Source organism: Solitalea canadensis DSM 3403 (assembly GCF_000242635.2).
GTDB lineage: Bacteria > Bacteroidota > Bacteroidia > Sphingobacteriales > Sphingobacteriaceae > Solitalea > Solitalea canadensis.
In genome coordinates this window covers 310,710-323,473 of sequence record NC_017770.1, presented here as the reverse complement: position 1 = coordinate 323,473, position 12,764 = coordinate 310,710, and the positions used below count along the sequence as shown (strand labels likewise).

The following is a 12,764-nucleotide window of genomic DNA, read 5'->3' as shown; positions in this document are numbered from 1 at the left end:
ATCTATTTCTATTTAGTTTTTAGCTAATAGCTAACTCCTAATAGCTAATAGCTACTCAGTTCGTAAACTATTAACCGGATTTGCAATTGCTGTTTTAACTGCCTGATAGCTGATGGTTGCCAGGGCTATTATGATTACAAACAATGCTGTGGCGATAAAAATTCCACTACCAACGGTAATACGGTAAGGGTAATTTTCAAGCCATTTATTAGCAATAAACCATGCAACTGGCATCGATACCAGCAATGCGATCACGATTAGTTTTATAAAATCTTTGGATAAAAGGGTAACTACACCTCCCACTGAAGCGCCTAAGACTTTACGGATTCCAATTTCTTTGGTTCGTTTCTCTGCGGCTAAAACTGATAAACCGAATAAGCCTATGCTTGAGATGAAAATGGTTAAAACAGATGCAAACAACATAATGTCTTTCCACTTTGACTCTGTTTCATAGCTTTCCAGGTTTTCAGCGTGTTTAAACTTATAGCTGTATGGTGAAACCGGAAACAGTTTTTTAAACACTGTTTCGATGTGCTTTAAACTTGCAGTCTCACTGTTTGGCCTGATTTTGATAAAAGCTCTGCCATAGCCATTATCCTTTTTCATGGTAAATAGCTGTGGACCAATCTTGCGACCTAATCCCTCATAATGATAGTCTTTTACAACACCGACAACGGTGTATTTTTCATTACGGTACCAAAAGTCAACGATTTGTCCCAGAGGCTCTTTCCAACCTGCAACTTTTACAAATTCTTCATTCACCAAAACTGAATGACTGGAATCCGACGGAAACCCTTTTGAAAAATTACGGCCTTTAACTATAGGAACCTTTAGCATTGGTAAAAATCCTTCGTCTACAGTTTCATAAGCAAATTGCTGTTGGGTTTCCCCATTTATTTTTGCCACGGTACCCCAGAATCCTCCGTTTTTAGCAGAAACATCAAGAATGGATGGATTTTTCTTCAGTTCATTTTTAAATACTGCCGCTTCCTCACGAGACAGCCCCCATTTATCAACCACAATAAGGTCTTTATCTTCATAACCCAGTTTTGCATTGGTTAAAAATTTAAACTGAGAATAAATGGTTAGTGTTGAAACGATCAGGAATGAAGCCAACGCAAACTGTACAACCACTAATGAGCGTTGCAGGTAATTTCTTCCACCTAAAGTAAATCTGCCATATAGCGTTTGAACAGGTCTATATTTCGATAATACTAAGGCCGGATAAAAACCTGCCAATAATCCTGTTAAGACAAACAGTAATACATAACCAGCGATTAATTTTGAATCAAACAAGTAAGAGAATGATAATGCTTTGTTTGCAAGATCATTGAACAACGGAAGTATTAGTTGAACCGTAATTAAGGCAACCACAAATGCAATAAAACACAGGATGAATGACTCACCCATGAACTGCATGATAAGCTGAGCTCTTCTGCCGCCTATAACTTTACGAATACCAATTTCCTTTGAACGTTTTACTGAACGGGCAACCGTTAGGTTGATGAAGTTGATACAAGCGATTAATAAAACAAACCCCACAATTCCAGTCAGAATATACGAGAACATCGGATGGCTGCCGCCCTTTAAACCATTCTGAGCAGGCATTTCTGTACTCAGGTGCATTTGAGTGTATGGTTGCAACAGGTAGCTCCAGGTTTGTTTTACACCAAACTGGGCTGCTTGGTTTTTAATAGCATCTCTCGCATCTGCCTCATAAACTTTTTTCATTTTTGCCATTACAGCATTAGGATCTGCTCCCGGACGAAGAACTACAAAGGTGTTTAAGAAGAAGTTGAACCAGTTATCACTATTCGACATATCTTCCTTTGAAACTACTAATGGCAGCAATACATCAAACCTAATCGAGGAGTTCTGAGGGCTTTTTCTAGCAACGCCTGTTACTTTATAAGGTACAAATTGATCGTTATCCTTAAAGTACATTGTTTTACCAACTGCATCCGCGGTTCCAAACTGACTTATTGCAGCATCTTCACTTAATACCACAGAGTTAGGATTAGAAAGAGCTGTTTTAGAGTCGCCACTTAACAGCGGAAATGAGAAAACAGAAAAGAAGGAAGAATCTACCTGAAACAATTCTTGTGAGTAAATCTCACTTCCTTTTTTCACATCTTTATTATCATTTCTGAAGCGAACAAAAGTTTTGATCTCCGGAATGCTTTCAGCAAAACGGGGCCCTTGCAAAAATCCGGTGATCGCATCTTTCCGACCCTTTGACCCATCTGGATTAATCTCCTGAAAACCGATTCGGTAAATCTGATCTACATTCTTATGAAACCTATCATAACTCACTTCATCTTTTACATACAGTATGATCAGCATAGCACAGGTTAATCCGAGCGATAAACCTGCAATGTTTATAAAGGAATACACTTTATTTCGAAGCAAATTCCTTAAGGCAGTTTTGAAATAATTCCTTATCATATTTTTAGCTCTTAGTGTTTAGCTATTGGCTTTTAACGCTCATCTGTTTTTTAGTTTAGCCTGCTAAAGGCTAATTGCCAACAGCTGCTTTATTCAGTTCTTAAACTTTTAACCGGGTTTGCTAATGCTGCTTTAACTGCCTTGTAACCAACCGTTAGCCAGGCAACGGTTAAGGATATGAGTATTGACATGGCAAACACGCCAACCCCAATATTGACACGGAACACGAAATTGTTCAGCCAATTATGCATCACGTAATAGGCCACTGGAGCGGCTATTATAAATGCAATTACTATCAATACCGTAAATTCCTTTGAAAACAGGTAGACTATATTTCCAACCGAAGCACCTAATACTTTTCGGATACCCACTTCTTTCGTGCGTTGTACCGCCATAAATGAAACCAAGCCGTATAATCCTAAACAAGAGATGAAAATGGCCAGGCCTGCAAATATTTTATAGAGTTTAGACAGCTGCTCTTCTTGCTGGTAGAATCGGGCTATATTTTCATCAAAGAATGTGCTGGTAAAGGCGTATTCCGGATTGTATTTATTCCACTTTTGCTCAATTGCTACTTTAGCTTTGGAGATTTCTGAAGTGTTTAACTTAACGACTAATGAACGGTAAACACTTTTTCGGGTAGAAATAAGTAATGGTTTTATAGCCTCACGTAACGAATTGATCTTAAAATCTTTAACCACACCAACAATTGGCAATGCTCTTCTACTTCCAAGTTTCACTGATTTACCGATAATTGTCTTAGCATCTGTAACACCTAGCTTATGCATCAAGGTCTCGTTGATCACATATTCATTAATCGTATCGCTCTGAGCAAATCCACGACCGGCTATTAATTTTAGGTCAAATGTTTTGAAATAATCAGCATCTCCAAACTTTAAAAAAACATCAAATTTTTCATCAGGACGGCCATCAAATGCAAAGTTGCTGCCCCAGTTCATGTCGGAAGAAGGCACATCACTACAAAAAGTAGCACTGCTTACACCCGGCATTTGCAATAACTCTTCTTTCAAGGCTTTGTGACGAGAAACCACTACACTATCAGAAGCTGACGTTAGTACATAAACAGCCTCTTTGTTAAATCCTAAATCAGCATTGCGAACAAAACTCATTTGCGCAACGGCTACAATAGTACCTACTACTAAAATCTGAGACATGGCGAACTGGGTAACAACCAAACCTCTGCGCAGTGAAATGCCACCAATATTTGCAGAACTGATTTTGTTTTTAAGCGCTAGTGCCGGTTTGAAACCCGAAAGAATAAGAGCAGGATAAATGCCTGAGAAAATGGTTACAACTATTGAAACTCCTATTAAAAACAACAAGTTAGGTACTGTAAACAAAGAGATAGTTTCTGGCAATTTGATAATCTGTGCAAGATATGGCAGCGCTACAGTTGAAATAACTAGCGCCAACACCATTGAAAAAAACACGATTAATGCAGTTTCTCCCATCATTTGCCATAGTAATTGAACCCTATTGCTTCCTAATACTTTTCGAACTCCTACTTCTTTTGATCGACCGATTGCCTGAGCTGTAGAAAGATTAATAAAGTTGATGCAAGCCATAATGATGATTAATACGCCAATCAACGAAAGCGTTATCAAGGTCGATTTACTAATAGTATGATCTGAAAAGCTTCCATATCGGGCATCGTAATGTACCTCCGTTAGCGGCTGCAGGTAACTGGTAATCTTTTCCTGCTCATCAGCTCCTCTATGCTTATTAATAAAATTTGCAAGCTGTTTATTGATGCCTTCCGGTGAAACATTGGAAGGCAATTGCATAAATACCTGAAAATTGCTGGTTACACTTCCCCAACGTGTAGTATAGTTATACTGAGACGGATTATTTTTGGAAGTAATAAATGACACCACTACTTCTAATGGGAAATCAGTATTAAAAGGAACATTCTCCAAAATCCCGGATACCTTCAGTGGAATAGCATTATCTATTTTGATGATCTTACCTACTGCGTTATGCCAATCGCCAAAATACTTTTCAGCCATTTTTTGGGTAAGCACAACAGTGTTCGGCGTTGCCATGAGTTTTTCATCGCCTACCAACCATTTAAACTTTACGATCTCAAAAAACTGCGGATCGGCAAAGAATATCCCTGTTTCTTCAATAAACTTTTTGTCGTCAGCAGAAACTTTCTGTTCGGATACCGGAATGGTGATCTGAGAACCATAAGCTGAGAAAAGGGCTCCTGTTTTTAACTGTGGAAAATCCGTACGTAACGCATCTAATGCCGGATAAGGAACACCGGGAGTATAATCTGCTCCGTTTGCATCATGAGAATCGGTTACTACACGGTAAATATTTTTATTATCAGGAAAAAACGAGTTGTAGCTCATCTCGAACCTTATCACCAGAAACAATAACAAACATGCCGCAATTCCGATTGCTAATCCGGTAATATTAATTGCCGCATAACCCTTATGGCGGACAATTGTTCTGTAGGCGATTTTGAAATAGCTCTTTATCATTATTTTATTAGCTTTTAGCTGTTAGCAAACAGCATTTAGTTCATAATCATTTTTATTAAAGAAACCATAAGACCAGTAGGTTTGAGCTAACTGCTGATAGCTAATGGCTAACAGCTAATCGCTATTGATTTCTTAAACTTTTAACCGGATTAGCAACAGCTGCTTTAATTGCCTGAAAGCTTACTGTAATTAATGCGATCAACATTGCAGTAAAACCGGCAATCAAAAAGATCCACCAGCTTAATTCTACCCGATAAGCAAAGTTTTGCAGCCATTTATTCATGGCAAACCAAGCTAACGGGAATGCAATTATTGCAGCGATCATTACCAGTTTTAAGAAATCTTTTGAAAGCATTCCTACAATATTGGTCACTGATGCTCCCAACACTTTGCGCACTCCAATTTCCTTAGTGCGCTGTTCTGCAATAAACATGGCTAAACCAAACAAGCCCAAACAAGAGATGAAGATTCCCAGAACAGCGAAGTAATTAGCTAACTGTCCAACCATCATTTCATTTTTATACAACTGACGGTAGTTTTCATCTTCAAACTCGTATTTAAATGGATATTTAGGATTGTACTTTTTAAATGCGGTTGATAAAGCAGCAATGGCTTCCTGTGTTTTTCCGGCTTCAGTGCGGACCAACGCTACTTTGCCCCACTCAGGGCGTAAAACCATAATCAACGGTTCAATAGCTGAATGCAATGAATTAATGTGAAAGTCTTTTACAACACCTATAATTGGCCCTTTTATATCCCACATGGTTATGACAGTGCCCACTGCATTTTTTGTAAGTTTCATGCGGCGAACGGTCTCTTCATTAATAATAAAACCTGCAGTATCGGAAACTCGAGCGGAAGAAAAATCCCGCCCTTCTTTAATTGTTACACCCATTGTTTTAACAAAATCATGGCCTATAAAAAGATTGGTGAACAATATTTTCTCATCACTTTGTTTACCAGGCCATGTTACATCTTCAGTGTTATTTCCAATTTCAATTGGATTAGTAGTGCTTTGGGTAACTGCTTTTATTGATGATGTTTGTAATATATCCTGCTTAAAAACTTCGTAATTTTTCCTAAGATCACCATCGAGAGTTAACAGAATTAGATTTTCTTTATTAAACCCGAGGTTTTTGCTTTTGATGAAATTGACCTGACGATAAACAACTATAGTTCCTACAATTAAAAGAATAGACAGGCAGAACTGAAATACGACCAGGCCTTTCCGGAAGATGATTGATTTTGAATCGAATTTCAGCACCCCTTTTAAAACCACAACAGGTTTTAATGATGAAAGAAATAATGCAGGATAGCTTCCGGATAAAACTCCCGTTAGAATAGCTAAACCAACTAAATACACCCAGAATAAAAGATTAGTATATTCAATTACGATCTCTTTTCCTGTTACAGAATTAAAAACCGGCAACAGCAATTGAACGACACCAAGAGACAACAGAATAGAAACGAGAGAGATCATGATAGCTTCGCCCATAAACTGCCCGATCAAAAACTGACGTGGGGCTCCAACAACCTTACGAATCCCTACTTCTTTTGCTCTTCTGGCAGAACGCGCAGTTGCCAAATTCATGAAGTTTATGCAAGCGATCAATAAAATAAATACAGCTACCACTGAGAACAAGCGTACATACTCGATTCTTCCACCGGTTGATACTCCGTTTTCAAAGCGGCCATGCAAGTATGAATCTCCGAAACTCTGTAAAAAAAGATCAGTGGTAATGTCTTTCTGTTTGGTTCTCAAGAAGTTTTTGATCTTCACCTGAACCTTATCTACAGACGCGTTCTCCTTTAAAACTACAAAAGTACGGATGCCATTATTGCTCCAATGTTTTAACCATGTATTTGAACGTTCATAAATTATTACCGGAGCTATAAAATCAAATTTTAGTGAAGACGTCTTAGCTGCATCTTTTACAACAGCTGTAACTTGTAAGCTCAATGTGTCATTAAACTGAACTGTTTTGCCAATTGGATTTTCTGATCCAAAATACTTTTTGGCTATTTTTTCAGAGATCACAATTGAAGTTGGGGAAGTTAGCGCTGTTTCTGCCGATCCTGATATAAGCTTAATTGAGAACACTTTAAAGAAATTGGCTCCAGCGTACAAACCTCTTTCTTTATCAGTTTTATCATTTACCCTGATTAATTCATAATCACCTCCCCATGTAACATTAACTGCATTTTCAATTTCCGGAACTTCTTTATTTAATGCCTCCGCTAATAATCCCGGAGTAGCCTGAACGGTAAAGATCTGATTACCGCTGTAATGCTGGTTTTCCATCACGCGGTACAACCGGTCGCTATTGTCGTACTGACGATCATGCAATATCTCATCCTGCACCCAAAACAAAATGAAAAGGCAACAGGCCATTCCCAGTGCAAGACCTAATACACTTATGATGGTGAAACCTTTATTCCGCCACATATTTCTCAAAGCAATTTTTATATAGTTGGATAGCATGTTCTGATGGTTTAATGTATTGTGAGTCGGAAAGGACGCAGTTGATGTATGGGATTTCCTATTGATAGAAAAATACTACGCCTTTCTTATCACAAAATGTTTATTGTTTGTTTTGTTTTTTTACTCTGATCGTAAGCTTTGCACCGGATTTGCCGTTGCCGCTTTAATTGCTTGATAACTTATGGTTATTAAAGCAATCAACATGGATAGTAAGCCTGCTGTGATAAATACCCACCATTGAACAGAAACATGATAGGAGATACTCTGAAGCCACTTACTCACTATGAAATAAGCTATTGGTGTAGCAATTACAATTGCCACAATGATCAACTTTAAGAAATCTTTTGATAACAAGGTTGTTATGCTTAATACTGAGGCTCCCAAAACTTTTCTAACTCCGATTTCTTTTATTCTATTTTCTGCCATGTAAGTTGCCAGACCAAATAATCCTAAGCATGAAATAAAGATGATCAATGCTGTAAACAGACTTATCAATTTTGACACTCGTTGCACATCGTTGAATTTCTGAGCATATTCTTCATCAATAAATTGATACTCAAACGGAAACTGGTAATTATGCTTTTTAAAGATTTCTTCGGCGATCTTTAAATTTTCAGCATTTGAATTTTGCGTATTGAGTTTAATGTGGATTACATTAAACCATCCTCTGGCCCCTTCAATGACCATCGGTTCTGTATTCTCAAAAGGTGATTGTAAAACAAAATCTTTGATCACACCTACCACATGCCAATCGACGTTATTATCCTTAATAATTTGACCAATTGGATCTTTGAACCCCATTATTTTTAATGCTGATTCATTAATCATGCAAGCTGTTGAATCAGTCGGATAATCTTTAAGATTAATATCACGGCCTTTAACTATCGTTAAACCCACCGTTTTCGCCAAATCTTCATCCACACAAAAGCGGTTAAAAATGATCTTCGACTTAGGATCTTTACCTTGCCATTCGAATCCCCAGGAATTGCTGAAACCTTGTGTCATCGGAGCACTTGTTTTACAAACAGCAGTTGCCACTCCTGAGCTTAACAATTCACTTTTAATGATCGGATATTTTTTTTCCAGGTCTTCTGTAAGGAAGTGATAGATTAGGTTATCTTTTGAGTAACCGGTTTCGCGATCTTGCGAATACTGAATCTGACGATTAACAAAAATGGTTGCAATGATCAGTATGATGGCAATCGTAAACTGAATAACCACCAACACTTTTCGTGGACTAAAGGAAGTATGCCCTGCCTTAAATGTGCCCTTTAAAACCCGCACTGGTTGAAATGCAGAAAGGTAAAAGGCAGGATAACTTCCAGCCAGTAAGCCTGTAAAAAGGATAAATGCTATAGCCGATATCCAGAAATAACTATTACTATATTGAATTTCAATCTTTTGCAGAGTAAATGCATTGAATGCAGGTAATGCTAACTGAACTATAAACAATGCTATTATACCTGCCAACAAAGAAATAAGGATAGATTCACCTAAAAACTGACTGATCAGTGTGTGTTTCTCTGCTCCTACCACTTTACGAATTCCAACTTCTTTTGCACGCTTTTCACTTCTGGCAGTGCTTAGGTTCATAAAGTTAATACACGCAATTACAAGGATAAAAATAGCTAGTACTCCAAAAGTATTTACAATAGCTATTCTTCCTCCTGCAACAGATCCTTCAAATTGGGTGTATAATCTCCATTTCGATAATGGATGAAGAAACAACTCATTTTGCTCAGTCCCTTTTGAATGAGCTATCGTAACATTCTTAATTTTAGCACCTACAGACGCTGCTGTAGTATGTTCTTTTAAAAGTACGTACGTATTAGTTGAGTTGTTTCCCCAAAAATCATCGTCCCAACCTATTTTAGTCATGTAAGCCCAGGGCAATAGGTATTCAAAGGAGAAACGGGTATTTGTGGGGACGTCTTTTAGTAATCCGCTTACTATAAAATTATCTTTATTCTCAATGCGAATGGTTTTTCCCATTGGATCTTCATCACCGAAAAGTTTCTTTGCCAAACTTTCAGTGATAACAATTGAGTACACATTATCCAATGCTGTTTTCGAATTTCCTTTAATAAGTGGGAAACTAAACATCTTTAAGAATCCGGGATCAACAAATCCACCGCGGGTTCTTAACTTTTTATCTCCTACGATCAATAAAAAAGGACTTCTTAATTCCACACGGGAAGCTTCCTCAATATCAGGATATTCTTGTTTTAATGTTTTAGCCAGAATCTTTGGAGTTGAATTCCACGACTGAACTTTGCCGTCAAAAAATCCACGATTCCATACCTGGTAGAGGCGGTCTTTATGTTGATTAAAATTATCGTAACTAAACTCATACTGTATCCAAAGCAATATTAAAACGGCACTAGCCATTCCTATTGCCAAACCAGAAATATTGATTAACGAAAAACCTTTGTTTCTCAAGAGATTTCTGAATGCTATTTTAAGGTAGTTACGTAGCATGAGTTTATTTTTTAACTGATTTTTGTAAAAGGCCCTGCCGGGCAGGGCCCTTAATTGAAACTTAAATAAAAAAAGAAGATCGTTATCGTTAGCTGTCAGCAATTAGCCGTTAGCCTTAAGTGGTTATTAAAAAAGCTAATGACTAATGGCTAATGGCTATTAGCTATATCATTACATTTTCAAGCACTACTTGTCCGTCGAGCATGCGTACAATGCGGTGACTGTAGCGTGCATCGTGCTCTGAGTGAGTTACCATAATTACGGTTGTACCGGCATCGTTTAGTTCGGTAAGCATTTGCATTACTTCATTACCGTTGCTTGAGTCGAGGTTACCTGTAGGCTCATCGGCAAGAATTAATTTAGGACGGTTTACCACTGCGCGAGCTACTGCTACACGTTGCTGCTGACCACCCGACAATTGCTGAGGAAAGTGATTTTTACGGTGCATGATCTGCATCTTTTCCAACACTTCTTCCACACGTTTTTTACGTTCTTCTGTGCCAACTTTCAAATAAAGCAGTGGTAATTCCACATTTTCATACACGGTTAATTCGTCAATCAGGTTGAAGCTCTGGAATACAAAACCAATATGTTTTTTGCGTAAATCAGCACGTTTGCGTTCGTTGTATTTAGCCACCTCTTGTCCTGCAAAAACAAAACTTCCGGCATCTAAGTCATCTAACAAACCAAGGATATTCAACAGTGTGGATTTACCACATCCAGAAGGTCCCATTATGGCCACAAACTCTCCTTCTTTTATATCAAAGGATACTTTATTCAATGCTACAGTTTCAACATCTTCTGTTCTGTAGATTTTTTCCAGATTGGATATTTTTATCATAGTATTCTTTAGGTTATTAGCCGTTGGTTATTAGCTGTTAGCTGTTCTTTTTTTATTTTCGTTTTTTTAATTATTCTTTATTTACACTCTATGAGAGATCTTAAAAAATCTTCGGCATTACCAGTCAGCTTCGAAGAGCAGCTGTATCAATTCCCTGCAATACTGCTGAAGATGCCGGAAGAAATTCAAATCCAGACTTTAACCGCTTCCTCTCAATTGCTATGGACGCTGCCTCAGAAACCGAATACTTACTATTATTATCATTTGAACTCGGCTATCTCACCCCTTACTCTTTCAAACTTTTGAATGACGAACTCATTCAGTCTAAAAAAATGCTTAACTCATTTAGCAGTAAACTAAGAGACTAACTCTCAATATTGCCGTTAGTTATTCAATGGCTAACGGCTAATAACTAACTGCTAATCACTAGTCCTTACTTCCCTTTTCCGATATTCAGCTCCTGAATATCTCCGTAGTTATCATAGCTTGATGTCACTACTTTGTCGCCCGGTTTTAATCCACCCAGCACTTCATAGTAATCAGGATTTTGACGACCCAACTGAATATCAACTTTATAAGCTGTTTTTCCGTCTGCACTTACTTTAAAGATCCAGTTACCTCCGGTTTGCTGATAAAAACCACCTTTAGGCAGTAATAAAGCTTGGGTTTCATCACCTAAAGCCAAACGGATTTGTAAAGTTTGTCCACGACGAACTCCTTTAGGAACTGCACCCACAAATTCCATATCTACCTGAAAGCGTCCGTTGGAAACTTGAGAGTAGATCTTTTTAACCTTAAGCTTGTAGGTTTCATTGTTGAAAATAAATTCGCCATCTAAGCCGGTAAATACACGAGAAATATAATGTTCGTCAATATCAGCACGTACTTTAAAGCCACTTAAAACGTCAACCTGACCTAAACGTTCGCCTTTGTTTTTCGACTGGCCGATTTCAACATCCAATGAAGTTAATTGACCATCAACAGGTGATTTAACTGTTAAGTCTTCAGCTTTCTGACGCATTAACTCCAACGCATTTTGCATACGTACTAACGACTGTTTCATCTGAACTATTTGCTGATTACTTGCGATGGTATCCTTTTTCAAGGTTTCAATAGTCAGTTTCTTACGACGAGTTTGATAGTTGTATTCGTTTTCTGCGGCTTTAAATTCCTGGTACGAAACCACCTTTTGTTCATACAGCGTTTTGTTCATTTTATATTTACGCTCCGCTTCTGCCATTGCATTATCAACATCAGCCATTTGATTTAACTGACGGATACTGTTTTGATCAGATAAGTTGCGAGTGTTTTGCATATTGGTGATCAGATCATAAACGGCTGTTTCGCGGTTAGCCAAGTCAAGCTCCAGATCTGTGTTAGCCAGTTTTAATAAAGGCTGACCAGTTTTCACAATGGCTCCATCTTCAACAAACTTTTGTTCAACACGACCGCCTTCAATTGCATCTAAATAAATGGTAGTTATAGGCTGTACCACACCATTAATTGGAATGAACTCCTGAAATGGACCTTTTTTAACCTCTCCAATAATTATTTGTTCGTCTTTAACATTCAGACGAGATTTTCCACTGATGGAGAAATAACTAAATCCAATCAGTGCTATAATTGCAGTCGCTCCAACAATCGTCATGATCTTTTTGGCCGACCATTTTTTCTTTTCTATTATTCTGTCCAAAGCTTAATAATTTTGCCAAGCTATCTTCAAAAACGTGCCAACACTAAAAACGGCTTATTTTCAACCCATTAGCAGAAAGACATCGTATTGGGCCAATTAAAAGTGTTCGGTTTCGATACAACATCTGTTCGCATGCGAACAGCATTTTATCACGCTGAAACACTATTTAGCTGTTATTAAGGAGATTTGATAAAAGCACGAAAATTGTAGTAGTAATTAGGAGAAATAAATAGTGATAGAATGATGCGATGAAAGCTTTACATAAATAAGGAATAGTTAATGGATATAACCAGTTAAATTATTCAATAACTATCTTTT

General features: G+C 37.7%; 7 protein-coding genes. 1 reads left to right on the top strand and 6 read right to left on the bottom strand.

The window, feature by feature from the left end; all coding sequences use genetic code 11:
• Positions 1-51: 51 nt before the first annotated feature.
• The 5 genes from SOLCA_RS01265 to SOLCA_RS01245 all read right to left on the bottom strand — a co-directional run bounded on the left by SOLCA_RS01265 (position 52) and on the right by SOLCA_RS01245 (position 10,753).
• Positions 52-2,445 (bottom strand): ABC transporter permease, encoded by a 2,394-nt coding sequence (locus SOLCA_RS01265; protein ID WP_014678632.1) that lies wholly within the window; start codon positions 2,443-2,445, stop codon positions 52-54.
• Positions 2,446-2,534: 89 nt separating this feature from the next.
• Positions 2,535-4,952, bottom strand: coding sequence for an ABC transporter permease (locus SOLCA_RS01260; protein ID WP_014678631.1), 2,418 nt, complete (start codon positions 4,950-4,952; stop codon positions 2,535-2,537).
• Between the two features lie 121 nt (positions 4,953-5,073).
• Positions 5,074-7,434, bottom strand: coding sequence for an ABC transporter permease (locus SOLCA_RS01255; protein ID WP_014678630.1), 2,361 nt, complete (start codon positions 7,432-7,434; stop codon positions 5,074-5,076).
• Positions 7,435-7,554: 120 nt separating this feature from the next.
• Positions 7,555-9,912 carry an ABC transporter permease gene (locus SOLCA_RS01250; protein ID WP_014678629.1) on the bottom strand — a complete coding sequence of 786 codons (2,358 nt, stop codon included), beginning with the start codon at positions 9,910-9,912 and terminating at the stop codon, positions 7,555-7,557.
• 163 nt (positions 9,913-10,075) lie between these two features.
• Complete coding sequence (locus SOLCA_RS01245) at positions 10,076-10,753, bottom strand: ABC transporter ATP-binding protein (RefSeq protein ID WP_014678628.1); 678 nt, start codon at positions 10,751-10,753, stop codon at positions 10,076-10,078.
• Between the two features lie 107 nt (positions 10,754-10,860).
• On the opposite strand from SOLCA_RS01245, the gene SOLCA_RS01240 reads away from it, so the two are divergent.
• The gene (locus SOLCA_RS01240) at positions 10,861-11,121 is read left to right on the top strand and encodes a four helix bundle protein (protein ID WP_081479960.1); all 261 of its coding nucleotides are present in this window, start codon (positions 10,861-10,863) and stop codon (positions 11,119-11,121) included.
• 65 nt (positions 11,122-11,186) lie between these two features.
• Here SOLCA_RS01240 and SOLCA_RS01235 read toward each other — a convergent pair whose 3' ends face one another.
• Entirely contained in the window at positions 11,187-12,446 is a 1,260-nt protein-coding gene (locus SOLCA_RS01235; RefSeq protein ID WP_042479137.1) for an efflux RND transporter periplasmic adaptor subunit, read from the bottom strand.
• Between the last annotated feature and the right edge of the window lie 318 nt (positions 12,447-12,764).

Bases quoted from the DNA above. Each gene is read 5' to 3' on its own strand.
- SOLCA_RS01265 (WP_014678632.1), bottom strand. From the start codon at position 2,445: ATGATAAGGAATTATTTCAAAACTGCCTTAAGGAATTTGCTTCGAAAT.
- SOLCA_RS01260 (WP_014678631.1), bottom strand. From the start codon at position 4,952: ATGATAAAGAGCTATTTCAAAATCGCCTACAGAACAATTGTCCGCCAT.
- SOLCA_RS01255 (WP_014678630.1), bottom strand. From the start codon at position 7,434: ATGCTATCCAACTATATAAAAATTGCTTTGAGAAATATGTGGCGGAAT.
- SOLCA_RS01250 (WP_014678629.1), bottom strand. From the start codon at position 9,912: ATGCTACGTAACTACCTTAAAATAGCATTCAGAAATCTCTTGAGAAAC.
- SOLCA_RS01245 (WP_014678628.1), bottom strand. From the start codon at position 10,753: ATGATAAAAATATCCAATCTGGAAAAAATCTACAGAACAGAAGATGTT.